Below are 25,767 nucleotides of genomic sequence, written 5' to 3' on the forward strand. Positions count from 1 at the left end.
TCAATTAGCCGTTGATCGCCGCGACGATCTTCTTGGCTGCGTCGTCCAGATCGTCAGCAGCCGTAATCGCAAGGCCAGATTCGTTCAGGAGCTTCTTGCCAAGTTCGACGTTGGTGCCTTCGAGGCGAACAACGAGCGGAACCTGCAAACCGACTTCCTTCACCGCGGCAATCACGCCTTCGGCGATGACGTCGCACTTCATGATGCCGCCGAAGATGTTGACGAGGATACCCTCGACCTTCGGGTCAGCCGTAATGATCTTGAAGGCTGCCGCAACCTTCTCCTTGCCGGCGCCACCGCCGACGTCGCAGAAGTTAGCCGGCTCTTTGCCGTAAAGCTTGATGATGTCCATCGTCGCCATGGCAAGACCTGCACCATTGACCATGCAGCCGATGTTGCCGTCGAGCGCCACGTAAGCGAGGTCCCACTTGGAGGCTTCGATTTCCTTGGCGTCTTCTTCGGTCTCGTCGCGCAGCGCCTTGACATCGTCATGGCGGAACAGCGCGTTGCCGTCGAAGGACATCTTGGCGTCGAGAACGCGCAGATGGCCATTTTCCATGACGATCAGCGGGTTAACCTCGAGGAGAGCCATGTCCTTCTCGTTGAAGGCCTTGTAGAGGATCGGGAACAGCGACTTTGCGTCTTCGGCTGCAGCACCCTCAAGCTCGAGAGCCTTGGAGATCGCGGCAACGTCAGCGTCGCTCACACCCTTTTCCGGGTTGATGGCGATGGTATGGATCTTTTCCGGCGTGTCGTGGGCGACAGCTTCGATGTCCATGCCGCCTTCAGTGGAAACCACGAAAGCAACCTGACCGACGGAGCGGTCAACCAGCAGCGAGCAGTAGAGTTCGCGTGCAATGTCGGCGCCGTCTTCGATGTAGAGGCGGTTGACCTGCTTGCCGGCATCACCCGTCTGGGCCGTCACCAGCGTGTTGCCGAGCATGTCCTTGGAATGGGAGACGACTTCCTCGATCGACTTCGCCAGACGAACGCCGCCCTTGGCGTCGGGGCCGAGTTCCCTAAACTTGCCCTTACCGCGGCCACCAGCATGGATCTGGCTCTTGACGACGTAAAGCGGGCCGGGAAGCTGCTTTGCGGCAGCTTCGGCTTCTTCGACCTTGAGGATGGCGACGCCTTCAGCAACCGGCGCACCGTAGCCCTTCAGAAGAGCCTTGGCCTGATATTCGTGAATATTCATGGAATAATCCCTGTTTGGAGCCGCTTGAAATATTACTTCAGCGACGGAGCGATGTTGACGCAGGCTTCGCAAAGACCAGCGACAGCGCCGACGGACTTCTGGAAGGCGGCTTCTTCTTCCTTGTTCAGTTCGATCTCGATGATGCGCTCGATACCGCCGGCACCGATGATGGTGGGCACGCCGACATACATGTCGTCAACGCCATACTGGCCCGAGAGATGGGCAGCGGCGGGCAGAACGCGCTTCTTGTCCTTGAGGTAGGATTCAGCCATTTCGATCGCAGAAGCGGCCGGCGCATAATAGGCCGAACCGGTCTTCAGCAGGCCGACGATTTCAGCACCGCCGTCGCGGGTGCGCTGGATGATCTGCTCAAGGCGCTCGGCGGTCAGCCAGCCCATCTTGACGAGATCGGTCAGCGGAATGCCGCCAACGGTGGAATAACGTGCGAGCGGCACCATGGTGTCGCCGTGACCGCCAAGAACGAAGGCAGTGACGTCCTGAACCGAAACGTTGAATTCTTCAGCCAGGAACAGGCGGAAACGCGCGCTATCGAGAACGCCGGCCATGCCGACGACCTTGTTCTTCGGCAGGCCGGAGAACTTCTGCAGCGCCCAGACCATGGCGTCGAGCGGGTTGGTGATGCAGATCACAAAAGCGTTCGGGGCATATTTCTTGATGCCGGCGCCGACCTGTTCCATGACCTTGAGGTTGATGCCGAGAAGATCGTCGCGGCTCATGCCGGGCTTGCGGGCAACGCCGGCAGTGACGATGCAGACGTCTGCGCCTTCGATGGCGGCATAATCGGAAGCGCCGGTGAGCTTCGCATTGAAACCTTCAACCGGGCCGGACTGGGCAATATCCAGACCCTTGCCCTGCGGAATGCCGTCGGCGATGTCGAAGAGGACGATATCGCCCAGTTCCTTCAGGCTGGCGAGGTGTGCCAGCGTGCCGCCGATCATGCCAGAACCAATAAGTGCAATTTTTTTGCGAGCCATCGAATGCTTCCTCTTGAGCTTCAATTCAATTTCACCGCGCCAAACCGGCAGCCAAATTGTCGCACTTCGATTAGCCCCATTGGCCAAAATTGGCAACAGATTCTTTTGTGATGAATATTTTCAATCGTTTAGATCATTATTTTCTTACGTAAACGTAAGAAAATGCGTCACGAAAGTGTCAAACTTTCTGCCGTTTTTCGTGATGCAGCACGAGATAATCCGCACTGCGCATCTCAAACAACCGCGAGGCCGTGCGATCGAACTCGAAACCTTCCGTCCCCTTACGCTTGCCGAGCAGGTCCTCCGGCATAGCTGCGGCGGAGGCAAAAAGCCTGACACTGTGGTCATAAAGCGCATCGATAAGAATGATGAAACGTTTGGTCTCGTTCCGCTTATCCGCGTTGAGCAGCGGGATATGATCGATGAAGACCGTATCGAACCGGTTGGCGATGGCGAGAAAATCGGACGCCCCGAGCGGCTTTTCGCAAAGGTCGGAAAACGAAAAACGGGCGACCCGGCCGCTGGCTCGCGGCACCAGAATGGAACGGCCCTTCATTGGTATTTCCGTCGGCGCAACGAGATGGCCGGCAGTCATGTGCCGCCAGGCCATATCCATTGCCTGATCCGCCGTACCATCAAGCGGCGTGACATAGACCGGCAGGCTTTCCAGCTTTTCCATCCGGTAATCGGTCGGGCTGTCCAGCGTCACCACATCCACATATGTCTTCAGCAGATCAACGAAAGGCAGGAACAGGCCGCGATTAAGGCCGTCCTTATAAAGATTGTCGGGCACGACGTTGGAGGTCGTCACCAATGTGCAGCCATTGGCAAACAGCTCGCTGAACAGCCGGGCAAGGATCATCGCATCGGCAATATCCGTGACGGTAAACTCGTCAAAGCACAGGAGCTCGGCTTCCGCCAGCAGCTGGGCGGCAACGGGCGGAATAGGATCGGCCTGTTTGGTTTCGCCATTTTTCAGCTTCTGCCGGTGCGCGTGCACACGATTATGCACGTCGGCCATAAATTCATGAAAGTGGCAGCGGCGCTTGGAGGAAACCGGCGCCATTTCATAAAACATGTCCATCAGCATCGTCTTGCCGCGGCCGACGCTGCCATAGACATACAATCCCTTGACGGGGGCGGCAGGCCCGGCCTTGCGCGCGAACATCCAGCCGAGCGCACTTTTTTTCTTGGCCGGCTTGCGCGCCTTCAGATCAGCAAGAATACGATCGAGATGTGCCGCCACGCCAAGCTGGGCGGCATCGGCCTGCAAAGTGCCAGCTGCCGTCAATGCGTTGAGCTGCTCAACGACACTATGATTGTAATCAGGCAATGGCTTCATGGAAAAGCGCCCCGGTCGCGGAAGCAGCACAGCACCCGCGACGAATGGAATGGCTCAAAACGAGAAAAGCAATCCGGATGCACCGGAAATGCTCATCGGCTGAGGCTGAGCGGCTGGCCGCTATTGGTCGTTCCGTCAAAGCGCGCATCGGCGCTCTTGTAGACGCGGCCGATCGTATCACCTGCACGGTTCTTGAAGAGAACCATCTTGCCGGACACTTCCCAGGACCCCATCGCCGTCAGCTCGCCGGAGCAGCCACGGGTGCCGCCGCGCGAACCGCTGCCGAGATTGGTGAGCGTCAGGAACATGTCGCAATTGGCGCCGCCATTGGAAACGCGCCAGTTGCCGACCATGGATTCCTTGGTGACGTCGAGCGCCGTCGTCGGCGGAGCGGCAGAAGCGACATCGGTGCCGCCAGGCGTTGCCGAAGCGGGTGCCGACGGGAACTGGCTGCCCGAAGCGCCGCCGGGCGGCGGCAGGGCGCCGGACTGAACGGAGGGAACCGGCTGCGCCTGCAGCGGCGGCGTATAACCGGGATTATTGCTGCCGTTGTTGCCGTAATCGTAGGAGGTACGTTGGCAACCGGCAAGGCTCATCACAACCGCAAGGCCCGTCACCACATATCTGAATTGCATATCAAGCTCCCGATTCTCTCGCTTCCGGAAAGACCATGATCGAACAAGAAGGCTGAATTATTACTAAAGCCTTACCTTGCGCAAGCGATGGCCGGGATAATTACCATTTCGGTCAATTTTTACCGAAATTTCCTAAGCCCGGTTGTAAAAAGAGCCGCGGTGGATACCGCGGCCCGGATAAATTGCCGTCGCCAGCGAATCGCCTTTAGACGCGGCGTTCGACCATCATCTTCTTGATTTCCGCGATCGCCTTGGCCGGGTTCAAGCCCTTCGGGCAGGCCTGCGCGCAGTTCATGATGGTGTGGCAGCGATAAAGGCGGAAAGGATCCTCGAGATTGTCGAGACGCTCACCGGTTGCCTCATCGCGGCTGTCGATCAGCCAGCGATAGGCCTGCAGCAGAACGGCGGGACCGAGATAACGATCGCCATTCCACCAGTAGCTGGGACAGGAGGTGGAGCAGCAGGCGCACAGAATGCACTCATAAAGACCGTCCAGCTTCAGGCGGTCTTCATGGCTCTGCTTCCATTCCTTGGCCGGCGTCGGCGAAACCGTCTTCAGCCAGGGCTCGATGGAACGATGCTGGGCGTAGAAGTTCGACAGGTCAGGAACGAGGTCCTTCACGACGGGCATATGCGGCAGGGGATAAACCTTCACCGTGCCGTTGATCTCTTCCATGCCCTTGGTGCAGGCAAGCGTGTTGGTGCCGTCGATATTCATGGCGCAGGAGCCGCAAATGCCTTCGCGGCAGGAGCGGCGCAGCGTCAGCGTCGGATCGATGTTGTTCTTGATGTAGAGAAGCGCATCGAGAACCATCGGGCCGCAATCATCGACATCGATATAATAGGTATCGATGCGCGGGTTCTGGCCGTCATCCGGGTTCCAGCGATAAATGCGGTATTCGCGCACATTCTTGGCACCATCAGGCTTCGGCCAGACCTTGCCTTCGTTGATCTGGGAATTCTTGGGGAGAGCGAGTTCAACCATGTCCAGTTCCTCAAATCAGTAGACGCGCGCCTTCGGCTCGATCTTTTTGGGATCGATGCCGTCGGCGATCAGGTCGGTGTGAACCGGGCGATAGTCGAGCTTGACGTCGCCTTCGGGACTGACCCAGGCAAGCGTGTGCTTGCGCCAGTTCACATCGTCGCGACCGGCGAACGGACCATCGACGAAATCCTCACGGGCGTGCGAGCCACGGCTTTCCTTGCGCGCTTCCGCGCCATAGACCGTGGTGATCGCGTTGGCCATCAGGTTGTGCAGCTCAAGCGTTTCGACCAGATCGGAGTTCCAGACCATCGAACGGTCGGTAACCTTGACGTCAGGCAGCTCCTTCCAGATGGCGGAAAGACGCTGGCAACCGCTTTCCAGCGATTCCTGCGTGCGGAACACCGCCGCATCGTCCTGCATGGCGCGCTGCATCTTGTCACGCAGCACCGCCGTCGGCGTCGAGCCATTGGCGAAACGCAGGCTGTCGAAGCGTTCCATGATCTTGTCGCAGGCCGCAATGTCGAGTGCGGGAACCGGCGCATCGCGGTCGATGACCTGAGCAGCGCGAATGGCGGCAGCACGGCCGAAGACCACGAGGTCGATCAGCGAGTTGGAGCCGAGGCGGTTGGCACCGTGAACCGAGGCGCAACCGGCTTCGCCGACAGCCATCAGGCCGGGCGCGATACGTTCCGGGTTGTTGGCATCGGCATTCAGCACTTCACCCCAATAGTTGGTGGGAATGCCGCCCATATTGTAGTGAACCGTCGGCAGCACCGGGATCGGCTCGCGCGTCACGTCGACGCCGGCGAAAATCTTCGCGCTTTCAGAAATGCCCGGAAGACGCTCATGCAGGATCGCCGGATCGAGGTGATCGAGATGCAGGAAGATGTGGTCCTTGTTCTTGCCGACGCCGCGGCCTTCACGGATTTCCATCGTCATGCAGCGCGACACCACGTCACGCGAGGCAAGGTCTTTTGCCGAAGGCGCATAACGCTCCATGAAGCGCTCGCCTTCGGAGTTGACGAGATAACCGCCTTCGCCGCGTGCGCCTTCGGTGATAAGGCAGCCTGCGCCATAAATGCCGGTCGGGTGGAACTGCACGAATTCCATGTCCTGAAGCGGCAGGCCGGCACGGGCAATCATGCCGCCGCCGTCGCCGGTGCAGGTATGGGCCGAGGTTGCGGAGAAATAGGCACGGCCGTAACCGCCTGTCGCCAGAACCACCATCTTGGCGGAGAAGCGATGGATCGTGCCGTCATCAAGGTTCCACGCCACGACGCCGGTGCAACGACCATCTTCCGACATGATGAGGTCGAGCGCGAAATATTCGATGAAGAATTCCGCATTGTTGCGCAGTGACTGGCCATAAAGCGTATGCAGAATGGCGTGGCCGGTACGGTCGGCGGCGGCACAGGTGCGCTGCACCGGCGGGCCTTCACCGTAATTCTGCATGTGGCCGCCGAACGGGCGCTGGTAGATCTTGCCCTCGGCATTGCGCGAGAACGGCACGCCGTAATGCTCCAGCTCATAGACCGCCTTCGGCGCTTCCATGGCGAGATATTGCATCGCATCAACGTCGCCCAGCCAGTCGGAGCCCTTTACGGTATCGTAAAGGTGCCACTGCCAACAGTCAGGCGTCATGTTGGTGAGTGATGCCGCGATGCCGCCCTGCGCCGCAACCGTGTGGGAGCGCGTCGGGAAGACCTTGGTGATGCAAGCCGTGCGGAAACCCTGTTCCGCCATGCCGAGCGTTGCGCGCAGACCCGCGCCGCCGGCGCCTACCACGATCACGTCATAGGAGTGATCGACATAGGTGTAAGCCTTGCCATTCTGGGAAGGTGAACTGATCGATGCCATGGCGGATTATCCTGCGAATGCGATTTTCAGAATGGCGAAGATTGAGAGGCCGCCAATGAGAACCGCGAAAAACGTATTGAGCATCAGAAGAACGAGCTTCGAAACCTCGGCGTGGACGTAGTCTTCAATGATGACCTGCATGCCAAGCTTCATGTGAATGAGGCCGGAAACCAGCACCAGACCCATGATAACAGCAACAAGCGGGTTGGACAGCGCCGCGACGACTTCCGGATAGGGCGCGCCGGCATATTTGATGAGGAAGACCACGAAGAAGATCAGCAGCGGAACGTTGGCGACTGCCGTCAGGCGCTGGCGCCAGAAATGGTCGGTGCCTTCCTTGGCGGAGCCGAGGCCGCGAACCTTTCCGAGAGGTGTACGCATATCCATGACAGGCTTCTCCTTAGCGCACGATCAGGGCAATGACCCAGATGAGCGCGGTCAGACAGATCGACGCTACAAAGGTTGCCTTGGCGAGTTTCGTGTTGAAGTTCTTCTCAAAGCCGTGGCCGAGATCCCACATGAAGTGGCGAAGGCCACCCAGCAGGTGATGAACCAGAGCCCAGGTGTAGCCGATCAGGATGAGTTTGCCGATGATCGTACCCATCGCCCAGCTGACCCAGTCGTAATAGGCCGGACCGGAAGCAAGCGCGATAAGCCACCAGGCGACCAGCAGGGTTCCGAAATAAAGGGCGGAACCCGTGATGCGGTGCACGATGGACGCGACCATCGTCGGAATCGGCTTGTAAATTTGAAGATGCGGCGACAAAGGCCGGTTATTTGTCAAATTCGCCATCAGAACCTCGCGGCGTTTTCCCGTGCGCCCATCAAACCGGACGCCCCCAAGCAATTGCACATGACGAAAGAATGTGCATTGCACCAACCGCGACGTTTAATCACATGGGGGCGTCACGACAAGCATATTTCAAGAGCGATTCGAATTTAATCGATTGGTTCACGAATTTTTTTTGGATTTTTTTGCCTCAAAATAAAAAATCGAGCATTTCCAAGATTTACACCCTCGAAATATTTACCTTTACGTAATTCATAAATCGTGTAATTTACCTTTTATTAACCAGGAAAATCCGGAGAATGAGGCTCATGTTACAGCGCCGAATCGCCGCTCTGACCATGATGGTCGCAGGCGTCATTTTCACCGTAATGCCACCCGCAGCGGCAGAGGATTTCCGTGGCCGCCAAGATTATCGGCATCAACAATCACAGGCAAGTTTCTCTACGGACGGGCTGCCCTCCACCCTTCCCGGTGGTACCTATGTAGGGGCGATATCGGGGCTTCGCATACGCGGCAACGGCAATTATTTCGCGGTCGGCGGCCGGCTTGCGCGAAACGGTGCAGGTGTAACAACAGCCGCGCCGTTTGCGCCCAAGGCGAAGATAATAAATGTCCGCGCCGAAACCGCCAGCGATGCCTGCGCCTACGAGCATGGCGTCTGCATCATCCGGCCCTGAAGCAAACAATCAGACGAAACGCCAAACGGTGGTCTTCTTGACTTCGCTGTCTTCCAGAGCCCGCGTCACCGGAACCTGATAGGTCGCCTCGGCGAAAAGCCGCTGTTTGGGCAGATAGGCCCGCCCCGGATCGCCCACAAGCACGCTGATGCCCTTCGACGTCAATTCCAGAAACCATGGCAAGAGAAGGTCGGCGAAGGCGCGGTCGTAAAACACGTCTCCCGCCAGCAGAACATCCGCCTCTACCGGTTTGCCAACCAGATCAACGCCACTAAATCCTATATCCACGCCATTGAGCGCCGCGTTCAACCGAATGGCGGTTTCCGTCCACGGGTCGATATCGGCTGCAAGGACCTTGGCTGCGCCGGCCTTTGCCGCAGCGATGGCGACTAGCCCGGAGCCGCTGGCGAAATCCAGCACGCGCTTGCCAGAAACGCTTTCAGGATGATCGAGAACATAACGGGCAAGCCCCTGCCCGCCGGCCCAGGCAAAGGCCCAGAAGGGTGGCGGCAGACCGATCTCCTCCAGCTCCTCCTCCGTCTTCAGCCACAGCTCATGGGCTTCAGTGGCAAGATAAAGACGCAGTTCCGGCACATGCGGTGGATGCATGATGGCAGCATTGTCGAGAATGAAGCGTTCGGGATCGGTCTTCACCGAAGGATCAGTCCGGTGATTTCGGCGGATTGGCGAGGTTGCCCATGCGGCAGACCTCGAGATATTCCTCTTCCGTCACCGGCTGCACGGAAAGCCGCATGGAGGTGACGAGCGACATCTTCTCCAATTTGGGGTTGGCCTTCACATCCTTCAGCGAAACCGGCTGCGGCATATCGCAGACAGCGCGAATATCAACGCAGTCCCACTTCAGATCGCCTTCGGCGGTCGAGTCCGGATGCGACAGCGCGCAGACTTCGACGATGCCGACGACATCCAGCCCCTCATTGGAATGATAGAAGAAACCCTTGTCGCCAATCTTCATGGCGCGCATGTTGTTGCGCGCCTGATAATTGCGCACGCCGGTCCATTCTTCGCCCGCCTCGCCCTTGGCCTTCTGCATCTCCCAGGACCATTTGAACGGCTCGGACTTGTAAAGCCAGTAATTCGCCATGCCCGCTCAAGCTCCCGGATTGTTGAAGACCCAGTTATAGGGCTTCACGTCAACGCTTTCGAACAGGCCGGCCTTGGCATAGGGATCGGCATCGGCGAGCGCCTTGGCCGCATCGATATCGGCCGCTTCCACGATGACGAGGCTGCCGTTCGGCTTGCCTTCGGCATCCAGAAACGGGCCGGCGATCTTCAGCGTGCCCTCGGCATTCAGCTTGTTCAGATGCTCCAGATGGGCCGGGCGTGTTTCCATGCGCACGTTCAGATGGCCGGGCTTGTCCTTGCAGATAAAGGCAAACAGCATTTTCGTCTCCTAAGGGTCGGCCACACTCATTCGGTGGTGATTGGCCGTGTCATCAATTGTTGCATGGCGCTCGCCACATCCAGATTGCCGTCGATGATGGCAGCCACCGCTTCGGTAACCGGCATGTCGACGGCGTGACTTTCTCCGAGCCGGGCGGCAACCGCAGCCGCAAAAGCACCCTCCACCAGCCCACCGGACATGTCCTTGCCTTCACCCCGGCCAAGCGCGATGCCGAAACGCAGGTTGCGCGATTGGTGGCTGGTGGCGGTCAGCACGAGATCACCAAGTCCGGAAAGACCGCGTACCGTATCAGCCTTGCCGCCCATGGCGACGATGAGACGCGACATCTCGGCAAGGCCGCGCGAAATCAACGCCGCCCGGGCGGAATCGCCAAGACCCGCGCCTTCGACGATACCGGCGGCAATGGCGAGAACATTCTTCAACGCCCCGCCGAGCTGCACGCCAATACGGTCGGTGGAGGCATACAGCCGGAAGGTCCTGCCGGAAATCGTGGTCGCCAGCCGTTCGGCAACCGCTGCATCTTCTGCCGCAATCGCCATGGCGGTGGGCAGACCGCGCGCGATATCCGCCGCAAATCCCGGACCGGAAAGGACCGCAATCGGATGATGCGGCAGTTCCGCCTCGAGAAGTTCCGTCAGCAGGCGACCGGAGCTGCGATCGATACCCTTGGCGCAGGTGACGATGATAGAGTCGTTAGCCAGATAAGGACCATAATGACGCGCCGCATCCGCATGGGCCTGCGAGGGCATGGCGAAGAGCACGATATTGGCGCCAGCCAGCACATCCGGCTCGACCGAAAATTCAAGCACGTCCGGCAGTTCGACACCCGGCAGAGCCGCCTCGTGAACACGATCAACCTTCAGGTCGGCCATCAACGATGCATCACGGCCGAGCAAGGTGACGTCATGCCGGTTTTCCAGCGCAATGACGACGGCGAGCGCAGTTCCGAAGGCGCCAGCGCCGATGACGACGATTTTTTCCCGCTGCATCAGGCCTTGGCTCCCCTTTTGCCGAAACCGATCAACGTCTCCGCATTGCCATCAAGTGGCCAGCGCGAGCGGGGCGGTACCTCCAGCGGATCGGCTTGCCTGCCATCCGCCATGCGCTCCAGTCCCGCCCAGGCGATCATTGCCGCATTGTCGGTGCAAAGCCGGTGTGGCGGCGCAACGAAACGGAAGCCATGCGTATCGCAAAGCGCCTGCAGTGTCTGGCGGATTTCCTGATTGGCCGCAACGCCGCCGGCCACGACCAGCGCCGGTTTGGTTTCCAGCTGCGGAAACTCCTGGCTGAAACGGGCAAGGCCGCGGCCAATGCGATCCTTGAGCGTGCGCGACACCGCCTTCTGGAACGAGGCGCAGATATCGGCAATATCCTGTTCCGAAAGCGGTGCGATGGCGGTCGCCGCCTGCCGCACCGCTGTCTTCAGACCGGAAAAGGAAAAATCGAGCCGTGTTTCGCCGACCATCGGGCGCGGCAGCGGAAACCGGTTCGGGTCACCCTTCGCCGCCGCCTTCTCGACCGCCGGGCCACCGGGATAGGGCAGGCCTAAAAGTTTCGCCGTCTTGTCGAAGGCTTCACCCAAAGCGTCATCGATGGTAGTGCCCCAGCGCTCATAATCGCCGACGCCACGCACCAGCACCAGCTGGGTATGACCGCCGGAAACCAGCAGCATCAGATAGGGGAAAGACAGGCCATCGGTCAGCCGCGCCGTCAGCGCATGGCCCTCCAGATGGTTGATGGCGTAGAGCGGCTTATCCGCAGCCATCGCAATCGCCTTGCCCGTCATCAGCCCTACCAGCAGGCCGCCGATAAGGCCGGGGCCGGATGTGGCGGCAATGGCGTCGATATCGGCAAGCGTCACACCCGCCTGCTCCAGCGCTTCTTCCACCAGCGTGTCCAGCGCCTCGACATGGGCGCGCGCGGCAATTTCCGGCACCACGCCGCCATAGGCGCTGTGTTCCTCAAGCTGCGACAAAACGACGTCGGAGACGATCTCGCCACGCCCGTCCGCATGCCGAACCACAATGGATGCAGCGGTTTCGTCACAGCTTGTCTCTATGCCGAGGATACGAAGAAAGGGGGTCATCAAATCTGTTCGTTCATTGCGATCATGCGCTGAGTTGGTCTAAGACAACTCCGGTAACAATGGATAGACGCGGATGCAAACAAAACCTTTCCGAATCGGCACGCGCGGCAGCCCTCTGGCGCTCGCACAGGCTTATGAGACCCGCAGCCGGCTGATGTCGGCGCATGGCCTGCCGGAAGACATGTTCGAAATCGTCGTGCTATCCACCAAGGGTGATCGGATAACCGATCGCGCTCTGTCGGAGATCGGTGGCAAGGGCCTGTTCACGGAGGAACTGGAAAATCAGCTTCTGTCCGGCGAACTCGATATTGCCGTGCATTCCTCCAAGGACATGCCGACTATTTTGCCTGAGGGCCTCTATCTTTCCGCCTTTCTGCCACGCGAAGACATGCGCGACGCCTTTATTGGTCGCACCGCGCCGAAGCTGCTGGAGTTGCCGCAGGGCGCCGTTGTCGGCTCCGCCTCTCTGCGCCGTCAGGCGCTAATCCGCCGCCTGCGGCCGGATCTGAGCGTCATCGTTTTCCGCGGCCTGGTCGATACCCGCCTGCGCAAGCTCGAAGAAGGCCAGGCGGATGCAACGCTCCTCGCCTTTGCCGGCCTGAAGCGGCTCGGCAAGGAGAATGTCCCGACGGAAATTCTCGACCCGAAGGAATTCCCCCCTGCTCCGGCGCAAGGCGCGATCTGTGTGGAAAGCCGCATCGGCGATACCCGCATGGACGAGCTGCTTGCCCCCATAAATGACAGGCCGACCTTTGACGCCGTGACCTGTGAGCGCGCCTTTCTGGCCGCACTTGACGGCTCCTGTCGTACGCCGATCGCCGGTTATGCGACCTGCGACGGCGAAGATTTGCATTTTTCCGGCCTGATCCTTACGCCCGATGGCCAGACGAGCCACGGCATTGAAATCTCCGGTAACCGCAGCGATGCGGCAAAACTCGGCCGACAGGCCGGCGAAGAGGTGCGCGCCAAGGCGGGCAGCAATTTCTTCGAAGGCTGGAGCTGAGCCGATGCGGATCGTCGTCACCCGGCCGCAGCGTTCGGGCGAAAGGACGGCCGCAAAGCTTGAAGCGCTCGGCCACGAGCCGGTACTTGTTCCGCTGTTTCATCCCGTTCATCATGGTGAACGCGCCATCTCGGCGCTCTCCGGCCCGCTGGCGGCCATCGCGGTAACCAGCGCAGAGGCGGTGCGGGCGCTGGACACATTCGGAGAGCGACTGGCCCCGCATCTGTCGAAACCGCTTTTTGCCGTCGGCGGAGCGACAGCGCAAGCGGCGGAAAAAGCTGGCTTCGGGCAGATATTCACCGCGTCAGGAGATGCGCTCGGTCTGACTGCACTGGTGACGGAGCACCGCGCCTTTTTTTCCGAGGAACAACCCCTGCTCTATCTCGCCGGCAGGCCACGTGGCTCCGTCTTCGAGGAAGGTCTTGCCGCAGCGGGCATTCCCTTCAGAACGGTCGATTGTTACGAGATGCTGCCCTCGGACATCTCCGAAAACATGCTTGAAACGGCCCTTCTCCACACCGCTGCCGATGTAGTCCTCCTCTATTCGTCCGAAGCGGCACGGGCTTTTTTTAGCCATGTGTCGGCGGAAAAATATGTGGGTGCGCTGGCGGCGGTCCAGTTCATCTGCATCAGCCGCAATGTGCTTTCTCTGGTTCCGGAAATTTTCCGCTCAAAGGCCATTGCCGCCGAAGAGCCGAGCGAGGCGGCGATGTTCGAACTTCTGTGCCAGTACTCTGGAACCTAATTGGCGTTCGCCCCTTTCCTTTGCCGCCGTCACTGACTAGGTTTAGATTACTGCAGGCAGAAATGAGGTTGTCATGGTATCGGGAAAGCCGCCACGCCACTCCAAGTCCAAAGCCGAACCGGTCACAATCGACCTGGACGCAAAAGACGTGAAAGCAATTTCCGCCGAAGGGGACGCTGCCAGGATGGACGAAAAGCCCGATGACAAAACGCCGGCATCGCCAGTAGAACCGGGTGCTCCGGAAACGAAGCCTGAAGCAGCCGCAACGGGCAATCCCGCACCCGTCTGGGACCAGCCCGCAAAAACCCCTATCGAGCCCGAGCCCAATGTTGGCAAAGCGGAATCCGCAGCTGCCGAACCGAAGGCTGAGAGCTCCGGAGACAAGCAGAAAGAGCCAGTCTTACAGGCTGCTGTTCCGCCCAAAGTTGAGGCAAAACCGACAACGGGTACTGCCGGATCGAGCGCCGCCGCAACCGCGGCTGCGGCTTCGAAACCGGCCTTTGGCTCCACAGCCTCCTCCAGCACATCCAGCAACACCTCTGCTTCCAAGCCCTCGACCACAACCGCGTCTTCGGGACCAGCCAAGCCCTCCGTCCCACAGCAGGCGGAGCGCAAACAGGCGGCAACCTCCGGCCTTATCGCGGCGGGTATCGTCGGCGGCCTCATAGCACTCGCCGCCGCCGGCAGCATGCAATATGCAGGTATCCTGCCTTCCTCCAATTCCGGAAGAGCCGGAAGCGATGAGATCGCTGCACTGAAAACCGATATCACCGGCCTGCGGCAGCAACTCGCCAATGCCCCGGCGGCGGATACCTCGGCACTGGAGCAGCGCATCGCGACGCTCGAAGGCGCGAAGGGTGAGACCCCGCAGGTGGATGGGCTTGCGGAAAAAGTCACCGCGCTGGAAACCGCGCTGCAGTCGGAACGATCCGCACAGGCCTCGGCGACAGCCGAACTGACGCGACGCCTTACTGACGCGGAAACCAAGATCAATGAACCGCGCGACGATATCGAAGTCGCCCGCGCCATCGCTTCGGCCGCGCTGAAGGCCGCGATCGATCGCGGTGGTCCGTTCCTCACGGAACTCGACACGCTCTCCAAGGTCACGCCTGATGATCCGGCCATTGCATCGCTGCAATCCTTTGCCGCAACCGGCGTGCCGTCGCGTTCGGAACTGATGCAAAAATTCCCTGATATCGCCAATGCGATGCTGTCAGCCATCAACCAGCCCGACCCCAATCAGGGCATCATGGAACGCCTGACGGAAAGCGCCTTTTCGCTGGTAAAGGTGCGCCCGGTCGGAAATATCGAGGGTGAAACACCCGACGCCATGATCGCGCGCATGGAAAACAAGCTGCGCAACGGTGATCTGCAGGGCGCAGCACTTGAATGGAACGGGCTTCCCGAGGCAGCCAGAACGGCATCTGCCGATTATAAAAAATCCCTGGATGCACGCATCGAGGTTGAAAATCTGGTCGGCGGCACGTTGAACCGTGCCATCACCAACACCGGCAGGCAGGGGTAAGGGCATGACCAGAATTTTGACTTTCGCCCTTATCGTTCTGGCGCTCGGTTTCGGCTTTTCCTGGCTGGCAGACCGGCCGGGCGTGCTTTCCATCGTCTGGCAGGGCCAGCTGATCGAAATGAGCCTGATGGTCGCCGCCTCGATCATCGCAGCGCTCGTTGCGGCCGTCATGCTGGTCTGGTGGGTCGTCAACGCCGTCTGGACCTCGCCCAATGCCGCCCGCCGTTATTTCCGTGCCCGCAAGCGTGACCGCGGTTATCAGGCGCTCTCCACCGGCCTCATTGCCGCTGGTGCCGGAAACGCCATTCTCGCCCGCAAGATGACGGCTCGCACACAAGGATTGCTCAACGCCGATCAGGAGCCGCTGATCCACCTGCTCGATGCGCAGGCCGATCTCATCGAAGGCAAATATGACGAGGCGCGCCGCAAGTTCGAAGCCATGGCCCGCGATCCCGAAACCCGCGAGCTTGGCCTTCGCGGCCTTTATATTGAGGCGCGCCGTCAGGGTGCATATGAGGCCGCCCAGCAATATGCCGAGGACGCGGCGGAAAAAGCCCCCTACCTGCCCTGGGCAGCACAGGCGACGCTGGAAAATCGTTGTCGCAATGGACAGTGGGATGACGCGATCCGTCTGCTCGACCAGCAAAAGGCAGCCAGCGTCATCGAACGCGGCGAGGCTGAGCGGCTGAAAGCCGTGCTTCTCACCGCCAAGGCCGGCGAAAAGCTGGAAAGCGATCCGATAGGTGCCCGCGAGGATGCCAAACACGCCCTCAAGCTCGCGAAGAGCCTCGTTCCGGCAGCGCTGATCGCAGCAAAATCCTATCTGCGCGAAGACAATCTACGCAAGGCCGCCACGGTTCTGGAGCCCGTGTGGAAAACCGATCCGCACCCGCAGATCGCCGAACTTTATGTCCGCGCCCGCAGCGGTGATACCGCCATTGACCGGCTGAAACGTGCCGAGCGGCTCGAAAGCCTGAAGCCCAACAATATCGAATCCCTGTTCGCCGTGGCGCAGGCAGCACTCGACGCCAAGGAATTTGCCAAGGCGCGGGCCAAGGCAGAGGCCGCAGCCCGGATCGAGCCGCGCGAAAGCATCTTCCTGCTGATGGCCGATATCGAAGAGGCCGAAACCGGCGATCAGGGCCGGGTGCGCTACTGGATGGCGCAGGCGCTGCGCGCGCCGCGTGACCCTGCCTGGGTGGCGGATAGCGTCGTTTCGGAAAAATGGCTGCCGGTTTCGCCAGTGACGGGCCGTCTCGATGCCTTCGAATGGAAAGCACCGTTTGGCCAGCTCGAAGGTCCTGTCGAAGACCTGACAATCGAAAATGCGATTGCCGCAGCGCCAGCAAGGGCGGAACCGGAACCGGTTGCGAAAGCAATCGCCGTCGAAACTGCTCCCGAGCCTCGTGCCGAGCCGAAATCCGCTCCCGCCGCACCGATAGTGGTGGCGCCGGCCGTATCGGTTCCGAAGGAGAATAAGCCCGCCACCATCGAAGCGCCGGTTGAAACCAATGCAGCGGATGAGAAGGCGGAAGCCGTACCCTTCTTCGGCGGCGCGCCGGATGACCCCGGCGTCAAGAAACCCGGAGCGGAAGCCGAACCCAAGACCCGGCTCAAACTCTTCTGACCAGCAGGATATCGATGCTCAACCGGATTCAGTCGTTTATTCAAAACCTCGTCGGTCCGCATGCGGATGATTTCAGCCCCGATGATTTGAGGGTGGCAGTCGCCGCCCTCTGTTTTCAGGTCATGGAAGCGGATGGCACTGTCTCGAAAAGCGAGCGTGACCGCCTGCGTGAAATCCTGCAGGATTATTACCATCTCGATGCCGGCAAGCTGGACGCTCTTCTCGCCGCCGGTCAGGAGGCCGGCAAGGAAGCCGTCGATTATTACCGCTTCACCACCGATATCCGCCGCCATCTCGACGAAGATCAGCGCGTGGAGCTTATTGGCATATTATGGGATATTGTTTACGCTGACGGTGAACGAAGCGAAATGGAAGACCATGTGATCTGGCGAGTCGCCGATCTGCTCGGTGTTTCCGTTCGCGACAGGGTTCTGCAACGTCAGCAGGCCGCCACGCGGTCCGGGCCGGCTGAAGAAAGCGAAAACCAAGACGATGCTGTTTGACCCTTCCAGGCAACAGGGAAAACAACCTTCGCTGCTCATTATCCTGCATCAGGAACGTTCCACCCCCGGCCGCGTTGGCCAGATGCTGGTGGAAAAAGGCTATCGGCTGGATATAAGGCGACCCGCACTCGGCGACGACCTGCCGCAAACGCTCGAAAAACATGCCGGGGCCATTATCTTCGGCGGCCCGATGAGCGCCAATGACCCCCATGATTACGTTAAAGCCGAAATTGACTGGCTGAAGGTGCCGCTGAAGGAAAACAAGCCGTTTCTCGGTATCTGTCTTGGTGCGCAGATGTTGTCCAAACATCTGGGCGGCAAGGTTGAGGCCGACAGGGAAGGCAAGGTGGAAATCGGCTGGTATCCGCTTCACGCCACCGAACATGGACGGCTTTTGATGCCGCATTGGCCGAAGATGGTCTATCATTTCCACAAGGAAGGGTTCGAGCTGCCGCGCGGAGCCGAGCTTCTGGCATCGGGCGAAACCTATCCCAATCAGGCTTATCGATACGGAAAAAATGCCTGGGGGCTACAGTTTCATGCCGAACTCACCCGCGCCATGATGCACAGCTGGGTGGTGCGCGGCGCGCAACGTTTTGGCATGCCGAATGCGCAGGTCGGCAGCCAGCACCTCGAGGGCCGCATGTTGTTCGACACGCCGCTCCGCTCGTGGCTCAGCAATTTCCTCGATCTGGTTTTTGAAGGCAAGGCACAGCGCTAGAGCATCGCACCGAAAAGTGCATCGCGGTTTTCTGAAAATCCGATGCTCAAGCAAAAGCCTGGAGCGGCGAGACCAATTCCGATTATCTGCCGCCGATCCAAGGCCCATCGCCATCAGTGCGGTGCGTCGAGATTGTCGATCTTGCGCAGCTTCGAAAAACCAAGCGCCCAAATGACCGCGACAGCAAGGGTGCCTGCCCCGCCGATGACGACGGCCGGCACCGCCCCGACAACATGCGCCATGGTGCCGGCCCGGAATTCACCCAGCTCGTTCGATGCACCTACAAACACCATGTTCACCGCATTCACACGCCCGCGCACCTCATCTGGCGTCCAGAGCGCGATCAGAGTTTCCCGCACATAGACCGACACCATGTCCGATGCGCCCATAACCACCAGTGCGGCAATCGACACCCACGCGGTTTCGGAAAGACCGAATACGACAGTGGAAATGCCGAAGAGACCAACACCGATAAACATCAGCAGGCCGGCATGATGGCGGATGGGCCTGAAGGCCAGAATGACGGCAACGGTAATTGCACCAAGGCCCGGGGCGGCGCGTAAAAGCCCGAGACCCCATGGCCCGAGCGTCAGAACTTCCTTGGCGAAAATCGGCATCAGCGCGACGGCGCCGCCCAGCAGGACCGCGAAGAGGTCGAGCGAAATGGCCCCGAGGACGATTTTTTCCTGCGAAATGAATTTGAACCCGGCCAGCATCGTTTCGAGGCTGATGGCTTTCGCGGGACCGCGCTGTTCCGGCTTACGGATTGTCACCGCCAACATTGCCGACACGATGAAGAGCACGAATGCCACGATATAGGCAACGGAAGCGCCGAGACCATAAAGCAGGCCACCCGCAACCGGGCCAAGAATGGATGCCATCTGCCAGGAAGAAGAATTCCACGCAATGGCGTTCGGTAAATCCTCGACAGGGACAAGATTGGGCGCCAGTGATTGAACTGCTGGCCCCATGAATGCCCGCTCTATGCCAAACACCACGAGAATGGCGAAGACCGGCCAGGGAGAAAAACTGTGCGTCAGCGTCAGGCCAAGCAGCGCCGCGGCGCAGCCAGCCGCAATCACCAGGCAAATGGCCATGATGCGCCGGCGATTGTGCCTATCGGCGACTGTTCCGGTAACAAGGATCAGAAGCAGCGATGGCAGAAACTGAAAAAGCCCGATCAGACCAAGATAAAAGGCATTGCCGGTCACCTCATACATCTGCCAGCCGACTGAGACACTGACAATCTGGATGGCGAAGGCTGAAAAAAAGCGGGCGCTGAAGAAGCGACGATAGGAACTATGCCGGAATGCACCGAAACGGTTTTCGGCAGAAGGCAGGGACATCGGCTGGGTGCTCTCGAGAGAATATGAGACGTTTGCAATAGAGCGATATCACAAGAATCGCCAGCCCTATTGGCGCAACACTTGCCGGTTCACCGGCGAATGTCTAAATGTCTTGCAACCAAGATACGGAGATATTGATGCTTGCCCTGTTTCAGACCATCGATCTGGCTTTGAACCTCTACACGTGGGTGCTGATCGCCAGCGCCATTTTTTCCTGGCTGTATGCCTTCAACGTCATCAATTCCCGCAACCAGTTTGTGAACGCCATCGGCAGCTTCCTGGTCAATGTCACGGAACCGGCCCTTCGCCCCATCCGCCGCATTCTGCCCAATCTCGGCGGCATCGACATTTCGCCGATCATCCTGCTGCTGCTCATCTTCTTCATCCGCTCCTTCATGTGGAACACGCTTTATCCGATGACCGTTTGAGCGGCTTCTGGCAGAAACACGATGATCATGTCCGCCTGTCCGTTCGCCTGACGCCGAGCGGCGGGCGTGATGCTATTGACGGCGTGGAGCAGGATACGGACGGACGTGCCTATCTGAAAGCCCGCGTCAGCGCCGTGCCGGAAGGCGGCAAAGCGAACAAGGCACTGATTGTTTTGCTGGCGAAAAAACTCAGACTGCCCAAGTCTTCCATCACCTTCATTTCAGGCGAAACAGCGCGCAAAAAAATCCTCCGGATCGACACCGAGCCGGAGGATTTCGAAGAACGTTTTAACAAGCTGGCCGACTAAAGCCTATCAGCCCTGCGCCTTGTAGCGCTCGATGGCTTCGACGATCAGCTTCTTGGCGACGTCGACATCCTGCCAGCCGCCCATCTTCACCCACTTGCCGGGCTCCAGATCCTTGTAGTGTTCGAAGAAGTGTTCGATCTGCTTCAGCGTGATTTCCGGCAGGTCGGTGTAGTTATGAACCTTGTCGTAACGGCGCGTCAGCTTCGGAGCCGGAACAGCGAGGATTTTCTCGTCCTTGCCACCGTCATCTTCCATGATCATCACGCCGATGGGGCGGACGTTGATAACACAGCCGGGAACCAGCGGACGGGTGTTGCAGATGAGAACGTCGATCGGGTCGCCATCGTCGGACAGCGTGTGCGGCACGAAGCCATAGTTACCCGGATAGGTCATCGGCGTGTAGAGGAAGCGATCGACGATCAGCGCACCGGCGTCCTTGTCCATCTCGTACTTGATCGGATGGCCACCGACCGGCACCTCAACGATAACATTCACGTCATCCGGCGGGTTCTTGCCTATGGAAATTGCATCGATACGCATTCGCTTCCCTCAATTCATCGGGTTGGATTTGGTTTTCGATACTGGGAAAGTCGCCGCATTGCAACATGGCTTTGAGCGGATAAGGCAGAATGCCGGATTTGAGGTTATCGCGATTACGCATGGCGACGCGAAAAGACCGCACCGGCAGGTAATCCATCTGCAGCTTTTGTCAGTTCCAGACGAAACCAACCTTGCGTAACGACTTGCCGCCGAAATCTTCCATGCCTTCGGCAATGTCACGGCCGCCATGCGAACGGAAGAACCGATTGGCGACGTCGCTGTCTTCGAGACACCAGACGACGATGCCATTGCAGCCGAGCGATGTCAGCAGCCTGCGGGCCTCCGTAAACAGCAGCGAACCGAGCCCGATGCCCTGATATTCCGGCCGCAGATAAAGTTCGTAAATCTCGCCGTCATGCGGCAAGCCGCGCGCGCGGCTGAGGCCCAGCGTCGCATATCCGGCAACCACACCGGCCACTTCCACCACCAGCATTGTGGCAGAGCCTCTGGTCGCCTTCTTCCACCAGATTTCGCCGCGGCGCTCCAGCATCTGCGTCAACGGCCGATGCGGGATAAGCCCCGCATAGGCCTGTTGCCACGACAGACGGTGCGCTTCGGAGATAGCGCGCGCATCATGCGGCTCGGCACGGCGAACATCGATGGATAACGTTTTCATAACGCGATTCTGGCCCCGGCCACGGAAACTTGCCAGCCATAAAGGTTAACAGCGGCAAGCTTACCCACAGCCTATTCATGTGGACGACCAGCAAAAATTAACGCATCCTTAACCTTTGACACAAGCACCTTTCGACTCATGCACACATAAAAACGAACGCATAAAAAAACCCGGCTCGAAGCCGGGTTCTTTCAAATTCGTAATAACAAGCCGCAATCACACAGCGAGCTTGGCCTTTTCGAAACGCTTGCGATCGTTGGCGTCGAGGAACATCTTGCGCAGACGGATGGACTTCGGCGTCACTTCCATCAGCTCGTCTTCCTGGATCCAGGAAAGAGCGCGATCAAGCGTCATGCGGATCGGCGGTGTGAGCTTGACGGCTTCATCCTTGCCGGCAGCGCGGATGTTGGTCAGCTGCTTGCCCTTCAGCACGTTCACTTCGAGATCGTTATCGCGGGTGTGAATGCCGATGATCATGCCCGCATAGACCTTTTCACCCGGCTCGATAATCATCGGGCCGCGATCTTCAAGGTTGAACATGGCGTAAGCGACGGCTTCGCCCGAACCATTCGACAGCAGAACGCCGTTGACGCGACCGGCGATCTGGCCCTTGAAGGGCTGATAATCGTGGAACAGGCGGTTCATGATTGCCGTGCCGCGCGTGTCGGTCAGCAGTTCCGACTGGTAGCCGATCAGACCACGGGTCGGGGCGTAGAACTTCAGACGAACGCGATTGCCGCCGGAAGGACGCAGCTCGGCCATTTCAGCCTTGCGCTCGGACATCTTCTGAACGACGACGCCGGAATGCTCTTCGTCAACGTCGATCACGACTTCTTCGATCGGCTCCAGCAGGGTGCCGTTCTCATCCTTGTGCATCACGACGCGCGGACGCGACACGGCAAGTTCGAAGCCTTCACGGCGCATGGTTTCGATCAGCACGGCCAGCTGCAATTCGCCACGGCCGGACACGAAGAACGAATCCTTGCCTTCGGCTTCTTCGATCTTCAGCGCAACGTTGCCTTCGGCTTCCTTGAACAGACGGTCGCGGATAACGCGGCTGGTAACCTTGTCACCTTCGGTACCGGCAAGCGGGCTGTCGTTGACGATGAAGGACATGGTAACGGTCGGCGGGTCGATCGGCTGCGCGGTCATCGCCTCGGTGACGGAGGGATCACAGAAGGTGTCTGCAACGGTACCCTTCGAAAGGCCGGCGATCGCAACGATGTCGCCCGCATGAGCCTCATCGATCGCGGTGCGCTCGATACCGCGGAATGCGAGAATCTTGGAAATACGGCCGGTTTCGATCGTCTTGCCATCCTGGCCCAGCACCTTCACGGCCTGGTTCGGCTTGATCGAACCGGAGGCGATGCGGCCGGTGATGATACGGCCAAGGAAGGGGTTGGCTTCAAGGATCGTGCCGATAAGACGGAACGGACCTTCTTCGACCTTGGGCTCCGGAACGTGCTCGAGAACCAGATCGAGCAGCGGTGCGAGACCCTGATCCTTCGGGCCTTCCGGGTTGACGTTCATCCAGCCATCACGACCGGAACCGTAAAGGATCGGGAAGTCGAGCTGCTCGTCGGTGGCGTCGAGGTTCGCGAAAAGGTCGAACACTTCGTTGATGACTTCTTCGTGGCGGCCATCCGGACGGTCGATCTTGTTGATCGCGACGATCGGGCGAAGACCAACCTTCAGTGCCTTGCTGACCACGAACTTGGTCTGCGGCATCGGGCCTTCGGAGCTGTCGACCAGAACGATCGCGCCATCCACCATCGACAGGATACGCTCGACTTCGCCGCCGAAGTCGGCGTGGCCGGGGGTGTCGACGATGTTGATGCGAACACCCTTCCACTCCACCGAGGTCGCCTTGGCGAGAATGGTGATGCCACGTTCCTTTTCGAGATCGTTGCTGTCCATCACACGCTCGGCGACGCGCTGGTTGTCGCGGAACGAGCCGGACTGCTTCAGAAGCTCGTCCACGAGCGTCGTTTTTCCATGGTCAACGTGCGCGATGATCGCGATGTTGCGAAGTGCCATTGTTCAAAATCTCTGAGGTTGGGCGCTATATTGATGAGAAACGCCAATTTAGTTTGGCGCGCTCATAACCTTTTTTTTGCAAATGCGAAAGGGGGGCCTGTGTCATAAGCCCCCTGCGCTCAGGTTCTAGCTGAGAATTATGACAGTCTCTTATACAAGGCCGCGCTTCAAAAGCATCGCATCCGGGCTCGGCATCTTGCCGCGAAAGGCAAGATAGGCCTCCTCCGGATCCACCGAACCGCCGACGGAATAGATATTCTCCTTCAGCCGGCGCGCCATCTGACCATCAAAGGCATTGCCGGTTTCCTCAAAAGCGGAAAACGCATCGGCATCCAGCACTTCCGACCACATGTAGGAATAATAACCGGCGGAATAACCATCGCCCGAGAACACATGCTGGAAATGCGGCGTCGCATGCCGCATGACGATGGATTTCGGCATGTTGAGCGAGGAAAGCACCTCACCCTGCACGGCCATTGGATCACCGACGTTGTCGCGGGTGTGGAAAGCCATGTCTACGATGGCCGAAGACGTGAATTCCACCGTGCTGAAACCGGCATTGAAGGTCTGCGCGGCCAGAACCTTGTCCAGCAGCGCCTTTGGCATCGGCGCACCGGTTTCATAATGCAGCGCGTATTTTTCCAGAATTTCCGGCACCGTCAGCCAATGTTCGTAAAGCTGCGACGGCAATTCCACGAAATCGCGCGAGACACCCGTTCCAGACACGGAAGGGTAAGTGACATCAGACAACATGCCATGCAGCGCGTGGCCAAATTCGTGAAACAGCGTGCGCGCATCATCCAGCGACAGCAGTGCCGGTTTTCCTTCGGCCGGTTTCGCGAAATTGCAGACATTATAGATGATCGGTATTTCGCCGATGGTGCCGTTCTTCAAGGGCAGCTTGTGCTGCGACTGGAACGAACTCATCCACGCGCCGGAACGCTTGGAAGGACGGGCGAAATAATCGCCAAGGAACATGGCCTTCAGATCGCCCTTCTCATCGCGGATTTCGAAAACCCGCACATCCGGATGATAAGCGGCGATGCCTTTCACTTCCGTGACCCGAATGGAAAAAAGACGATTGGCCACATCGAAGCAGGCCTCGATAATCTTTTCCAGTTGCAGATAGGGTTTCAACTCAGTCTCGGAGAAGCTGAATTTCCACGTCCGCAGCTTTTCGGCATAATGCCGCCAGTCCCAGGGTAAAACTTCGTGGTTCCTGCCTTCCTCGGCAATGATGGCGGCAAGCTCGGCTTCTTCCTCACCGGCGCGAAGAACCGCCTTTTCCCAGACCTGACCGAGAAGGCCATTCACGGCATCGGGCGTTTTTGCCATTGTATCATCGAGCTTATAAGCGGCGAAATTCGCGTAACCGAGAAGCTTTGCCTTTTCCTCGCGCAGTTCGAGTGTGCGGCGGACAATGTCGCGATTGTCGGTCTCGCCGCCGTTTTCACCCCGCGCCACCCAGGCCTTGAAGGCCTGTTCGCGCAAATCTCGGCGCTCGGAAAAAGTCAGAAAGGGCTCAATGATCGAGCGGGAAAGAGTAACGGCGAATTTCCCGTCTTCGCCATGCTCGCGGGCAGCGCCCGCCATCGCATCGCGCAGAAAACCGGGAATGCCGGCAAGTTCCTCTTCCGTGGAAAGCAGCAGCTTCCAGCTTTTTTCATCCGCCAGCACATTCTGCCCGAAGCTGGCGCCAAGACCGGCAAGCTCCTCGTTGATTGCCGCCAGCCGTTCCTGCCGGTCTTTCTGCAACTTGGCGCCGGAGCGCACGAAACCTTTCCAGTGGCGCTCGAGAACGCGTTTTTCCTCACCCGTCAGCCCGAGCGACTCGCGCTTTTCCCACAATGTGTCGATACGCGTGAACAGGGCCTCATTCATGCCGATCTTCGAATAGTGCCGCGACATTTTCGGTGCGATTTCCCGCTCCAGTGTCTGAATGGCGCTATTGGTATGCGCCCCTGCCTTGTTCCAGAACAGGGCTGAAATGCGCGAAAGCTCGTCGCCTGCAATTTCGAGCGCGGTCACGGTGTTTTCAAAGCTTGGCGCCTGCGCATTGCCGGCAATCGCATCGATTTCCTGTTCGTGCGAGAGAAGGGCAGCTTCGAAGGCCGGAGCGAAATCCTCATCCTTGACCGCATCGAATTTCGGCAGACCGTTGTGACCGTTCCAGGTAACGAGTGCGGGATAAAGCGCGGTCTTGGATGGCATTTCATCTTCCTTGTACAATTCCGGTTTAAACCCATATGGGCACGCCTCCACCGCCAATTCAATATCCGGAATTTGGTGTGGAATACGCCAATGTCTCCACGGCGAA

27 protein-coding genes are annotated in these 25,767 nt (G+C 59.0%); 9 read left to right on the forward strand and 18 right to left on the reverse strand.

Annotated elements, in window-relative coordinates; all coding sequences use genetic code 11:
- Positions 1-4 precede the first annotated feature (4 nt).
- The 8 genes from sucC to sdhC form a co-directional block, all read right to left on the reverse strand.
- Positions 5-1,198, reverse strand: coding sequence for an ADP-forming succinate--CoA ligase subunit beta (gene sucC, locus PL640_RS15235; RefSeq protein ID WP_271362493.1), 1,194 nt, complete (start codon positions 1,196-1,198; stop codon positions 5-7).
- A gap of 32 nt (positions 1,199-1,230) precedes the next feature.
- Positions 1,231-2,193, reverse strand: coding sequence for a malate dehydrogenase (gene mdh, locus PL640_RS15240; protein ID WP_003504984.1), 963 nt, complete (start codon positions 2,191-2,193; stop codon positions 1,231-1,233).
- A 178-nt stretch (positions 2,194-2,371) separates the two neighbouring features.
- On the reverse strand, positions 2,372-3,535 hold the full coding sequence (gene zapE / locus PL640_RS15245; RefSeq protein ID WP_271362494.1) for a cell division protein ZapE: 1,164 nt from the start codon (positions 3,533-3,535) through the stop codon (positions 2,372-2,374).
- A gap of 92 nt (positions 3,536-3,627) precedes the next feature.
- Positions 3,628-4,170 (reverse strand): protease inhibitor Inh/omp19 family protein, encoded by a 543-nt coding sequence (locus tag PL640_RS15250; RefSeq protein WP_271362495.1) that lies wholly within the window; start codon positions 4,168-4,170, stop codon positions 3,628-3,630.
- A gap of 205 nt (positions 4,171-4,375) precedes the next feature.
- Entirely contained in the window at positions 4,376-5,155 is a 780-nt protein-coding gene (locus tag PL640_RS15255) for a succinate dehydrogenase iron-sulfur subunit (protein ID WP_052818754.1), read from the reverse strand.
- A gap of 15 nt (positions 5,156-5,170) precedes the next feature.
- A complete protein-coding gene (gene sdhA / locus PL640_RS15260; RefSeq protein WP_142842294.1) occupies positions 5,171-7,012 on the reverse strand; it encodes a succinate dehydrogenase flavoprotein subunit in 1,842 nt (613 codons plus the stop codon).
- Between the two features lie 6 nt (positions 7,013-7,018).
- Complete coding sequence (gene sdhD / locus PL640_RS15265) at positions 7,019-7,399, reverse strand: succinate dehydrogenase, hydrophobic membrane anchor protein (protein ID WP_142842293.1); 381 nt, start codon at positions 7,397-7,399, stop codon at positions 7,019-7,021.
- Between the two features lie 13 nt (positions 7,400-7,412).
- Entirely contained in the window at positions 7,413-7,805 is a 393-nt protein-coding gene (gene sdhC, locus PL640_RS15270; RefSeq protein WP_142842292.1) for a succinate dehydrogenase, cytochrome b556 subunit, read from the reverse strand.
- 305 nt (positions 7,806-8,110) lie between these two features.
- On the opposite strand from sdhC, the gene PL640_RS15275 reads away from it, so the two are divergent.
- Positions 8,111-8,479 (forward strand): hypothetical protein, encoded by a 369-nt coding sequence (locus tag PL640_RS15275; RefSeq protein ID WP_142842291.1) that lies wholly within the window; start codon positions 8,111-8,113, stop codon positions 8,477-8,479.
- A 9-nt stretch (positions 8,480-8,488) separates the two neighbouring features.
- On the opposite strand, the gene PL640_RS15280 is transcribed toward PL640_RS15275, so the two are convergent.
- The 5 genes from PL640_RS15280 to tsaD are packed head-to-tail and all read right to left on the reverse strand — an operon-like array spanning position 8,489 to position 11,991.
- Positions 8,489-9,133 carry a class I SAM-dependent methyltransferase gene (locus PL640_RS15280; protein ID WP_142842290.1) on the reverse strand — a complete coding sequence of 215 codons (645 nt, stop codon included), beginning with the start codon at positions 9,131-9,133 and terminating at the stop codon, positions 8,489-8,491.
- 7 nt (positions 9,134-9,140) lie between these two features.
- Complete coding sequence (locus tag PL640_RS15285; protein WP_003504993.1) at positions 9,141-9,584, reverse strand: EVE domain-containing protein; 444 nt, start codon at positions 9,582-9,584, stop codon at positions 9,141-9,143.
- A 6-nt stretch (positions 9,585-9,590) separates the two neighbouring features.
- Positions 9,591-9,884, reverse strand: a complete 294-nt coding sequence (locus PL640_RS15290) for a YciI-like protein (RefSeq protein ID WP_052818748.1) — start codon at positions 9,882-9,884, stop codon at positions 9,591-9,593.
- A gap of 26 nt (positions 9,885-9,910) precedes the next feature.
- Entirely contained in the window at positions 9,911-10,894 is a 984-nt protein-coding gene (locus PL640_RS15295; RefSeq protein ID WP_271362497.1) for an NAD(P)H-dependent glycerol-3-phosphate dehydrogenase, read from the reverse strand.
- On the reverse strand, positions 10,894-11,991 hold the full coding sequence (gene tsaD, locus PL640_RS15300; protein ID WP_271362498.1) for a tRNA (adenosine(37)-N6)-threonylcarbamoyltransferase complex transferase subunit TsaD: 1,098 nt from the start codon (positions 11,989-11,991) through the stop codon (positions 10,894-10,896). Before tsaD ends, PL640_RS15295 begins: the two co-directional genes overlap by 1 nt.
- 73 nt (positions 11,992-12,064) lie before the next feature.
- On the opposite strand from tsaD, the gene hemC reads away from it, so the two are divergent.
- The 6 genes from hemC to PL640_RS15330 all read left to right on the forward strand — a co-directional run bounded on the left by hemC (position 12,065) and on the right by PL640_RS15330 (position 18,115).
- Positions 12,065-12,994, forward strand: a complete 930-nt coding sequence (gene hemC / locus PL640_RS15305) for a hydroxymethylbilane synthase (RefSeq protein ID WP_271362499.1) — start codon at positions 12,065-12,067, stop codon at positions 12,992-12,994.
- Positions 12,995-12,998: 4 nt separating this feature from the next.
- Positions 12,999-13,739, forward strand: a complete 741-nt coding sequence (locus tag PL640_RS15310; protein WP_271362500.1) for a uroporphyrinogen-III synthase — start codon at positions 12,999-13,001, stop codon at positions 13,737-13,739.
- Between the two features lie 73 nt (positions 13,740-13,812).
- A complete protein-coding gene (locus PL640_RS15315; RefSeq protein WP_271362502.1) occupies positions 13,813-15,264 on the forward strand; it encodes a COG4223 family protein in 1,452 nt (483 codons plus the stop codon).
- Positions 15,265-15,268: 4 nt separating this feature from the next.
- A complete protein-coding gene (locus tag PL640_RS15320; protein ID WP_271362503.1) occupies positions 15,269-16,891 on the forward strand; it encodes a heme biosynthesis protein HemY in 1,623 nt (540 codons plus the stop codon).
- 14 nt (positions 16,892-16,905) lie between these two features.
- Positions 16,906-17,394, forward strand: a complete 489-nt coding sequence (locus tag PL640_RS15325) for a tellurite resistance TerB family protein (RefSeq protein ID WP_142842282.1) — start codon at positions 16,906-16,908, stop codon at positions 17,392-17,394.
- Positions 17,384-18,115, forward strand: a complete 732-nt coding sequence (locus tag PL640_RS15330; protein ID WP_271362504.1) for a glutamine amidotransferase — start codon at positions 17,384-17,386, stop codon at positions 18,113-18,115. Before PL640_RS15325 ends, PL640_RS15330 begins: the two co-directional genes overlap by 11 nt.
- A 113-nt stretch (positions 18,116-18,228) precedes the next feature.
- Here PL640_RS15330 and PL640_RS15335 read toward each other — a convergent pair whose 3' ends face one another.
- Complete coding sequence (locus PL640_RS15335; RefSeq protein ID WP_271362505.1) at positions 18,229-19,461, reverse strand: MFS transporter; 1,233 nt, start codon at positions 19,459-19,461, stop codon at positions 18,229-18,231.
- A gap of 137 nt (positions 19,462-19,598) precedes the next feature.
- Here PL640_RS15335 and PL640_RS15340 point away from each other — a divergent pair, with 137 nt between their 5' ends.
- A complete protein-coding gene (locus PL640_RS15340) occupies positions 19,599-19,889 on the forward strand; it encodes a YggT family protein (protein WP_271362506.1) in 291 nt (96 codons plus the stop codon).
- Positions 19,886-20,197 carry a DUF167 domain-containing protein gene (locus PL640_RS15345; RefSeq protein WP_271362507.1) on the forward strand — a complete coding sequence of 104 codons (312 nt, stop codon included), beginning with the start codon at positions 19,886-19,888 and terminating at the stop codon, positions 20,195-20,197. The genes PL640_RS15340 and PL640_RS15345 overlap by 4 nt, the downstream gene beginning before the upstream one ends.
- 6 nt (positions 20,198-20,203) lie before the next feature.
- On the opposite strand, the gene ppa is transcribed toward PL640_RS15345, so the two are convergent.
- The 4 genes from ppa to PL640_RS15365 form a co-directional block, all read right to left on the reverse strand.
- Entirely contained in the window at positions 20,204-20,737 is a 534-nt protein-coding gene (gene ppa / locus PL640_RS15350) for an inorganic diphosphatase (protein ID WP_003492422.1), read from the reverse strand.
- A gap of 169 nt (positions 20,738-20,906) precedes the next feature.
- Entirely contained in the window at positions 20,907-21,413 is a 507-nt protein-coding gene (locus PL640_RS15355; protein ID WP_006310825.1) for a GNAT family N-acetyltransferase, read from the reverse strand.
- A gap of 216 nt (positions 21,414-21,629) precedes the next feature.
- Positions 21,630-23,450 (reverse strand): translational GTPase TypA, encoded by a 1,821-nt coding sequence (gene typA / locus PL640_RS15360; protein ID WP_046799559.1) that lies wholly within the window; start codon positions 23,448-23,450, stop codon positions 21,630-21,632.
- 150 nt (positions 23,451-23,600) lie between these two features.
- On the reverse strand, positions 23,601-25,661 hold the full coding sequence (locus tag PL640_RS15365; protein WP_271362508.1) for a M3 family metallopeptidase: 2,061 nt from the start codon (positions 25,659-25,661) through the stop codon (positions 23,601-23,603).
- Positions 25,662-25,767: the final 106 nt, after the last annotated feature.

Origin of the sequence: Agrobacterium sp. ST15.16.024, assembly GCF_027956545.1 — a bacterium.
GTDB classification, from domain to species: Bacteria; Pseudomonadota; Alphaproteobacteria; order Rhizobiales; family Rhizobiaceae; genus Agrobacterium; species Agrobacterium cucumeris.

Coding starts and splice junctions, on each gene's coding strand:
- PL640_RS15340 (WP_271362506.1), top strand. CDS start 19,599: ATGCTTGCCCTGTTTCAGACCATCGATCTGGCTTTGAACCTCTACACG.
- zapE (WP_271362494.1), bottom strand. CDS start 3,535: ATGAAGCCATTGCCTGATTACAATCATAGTGTCGTTGAGCAGCTCAAC.
- typA (WP_046799559.1), bottom strand. CDS start 23,450: ATGGCACTTCGCAACATCGCGATCATCGCGCACGTTGACCATGGAAAA.
- hemC (WP_271362499.1), top strand. CDS start 12,065: ATGCAAACAAAACCTTTCCGAATCGGCACGCGCGGCAGCCCTCTGGCG.
- PL640_RS15335 (WP_271362505.1), bottom strand. CDS start 19,461: ATGTCCCTGCCTTCTGCCGAAAACCGTTTCGGTGCATTCCGGCATAGT.
- PL640_RS15285 (WP_003504993.1), bottom strand. CDS start 9,584: ATGGCGAATTACTGGCTTTACAAGTCCGAGCCGTTCAAATGGTCCTGG.
- PL640_RS15325 (WP_142842282.1), top strand. CDS start 16,906: ATGCTCAACCGGATTCAGTCGTTTATTCAAAACCTCGTCGGTCCGCAT.
- PL640_RS15355 (WP_006310825.1), bottom strand. CDS start 21,413: ATGAAAACGTTATCCATCGATGTTCGCCGTGCCGAGCCGCATGATGCG.
- PL640_RS15320 (WP_271362503.1), top strand. CDS start 15,269: ATGACCAGAATTTTGACTTTCGCCCTTATCGTTCTGGCGCTCGGTTTC.
- PL640_RS15250 (WP_271362495.1), bottom strand. CDS start 4,170: ATGCAATTCAGATATGTGGTGACGGGCCTTGCGGTTGTGATGAGCCTT.
- mdh (WP_003504984.1), bottom strand. CDS start 2,193: ATGGCTCGCAAAAAAATTGCACTTATTGGTTCTGGCATGATCGGCGGC.
- PL640_RS15315 (WP_271362502.1), top strand. CDS start 13,813: ATGGTATCGGGAAAGCCGCCACGCCACTCCAAGTCCAAAGCCGAACCG.
- sdhC (WP_142842292.1), bottom strand. CDS start 7,805: ATGGCGAATTTGACAAATAACCGGCCTTTGTCGCCGCATCTTCAAATT.
- PL640_RS15295 (WP_271362497.1), bottom strand. CDS start 10,894: ATGCAGCGGGAAAAAATCGTCGTCATCGGCGCTGGCGCCTTCGGAACT.
- sdhD (WP_142842293.1), bottom strand. CDS start 7,399: ATGGATATGCGTACACCTCTCGGAAAGGTTCGCGGCCTCGGCTCCGCC.
- PL640_RS15255 (WP_052818754.1), bottom strand. CDS start 5,155: ATGGTTGAACTCGCTCTCCCCAAGAATTCCCAGATCAACGAAGGCAAG.
- PL640_RS15365 (WP_271362508.1), bottom strand. CDS start 25,661: ATGCCATCCAAGACCGCGCTTTATCCCGCACTCGTTACCTGGAACGGT.
- PL640_RS15310 (WP_271362500.1), top strand. CDS start 12,999: ATGCGGATCGTCGTCACCCGGCCGCAGCGTTCGGGCGAAAGGACGGCC.
- PL640_RS15290 (WP_052818748.1), bottom strand. CDS start 9,884: ATGCTGTTTGCCTTTATCTGCAAGGACAAGCCCGGCCATCTGAACGTG.
- sdhA (WP_142842294.1), bottom strand. CDS start 7,012: ATGGCATCGATCAGTTCACCTTCCCAGAATGGCAAGGCTTACACCTAT.
- sucC (WP_271362493.1), bottom strand. CDS start 1,198: ATGAATATTCACGAATATCAGGCCAAGGCTCTTCTGAAGGGCTACGGT.
- ppa (WP_003492422.1), bottom strand. CDS start 20,737: ATGCGTATCGATGCAATTTCCATAGGCAAGAACCCGCCGGATGACGTG.
- PL640_RS15275 (WP_142842291.1), top strand. CDS start 8,111: ATGTTACAGCGCCGAATCGCCGCTCTGACCATGATGGTCGCAGGCGTC.
- tsaD (WP_271362498.1), bottom strand. CDS start 11,991: ATGACCCCCTTTCTTCGTATCCTCGGCATAGAGACAAGCTGTGACGAA.
- PL640_RS15330 (WP_271362504.1), top strand. CDS start 17,384: ATGCTGTTTGACCCTTCCAGGCAACAGGGAAAACAACCTTCGCTGCTC.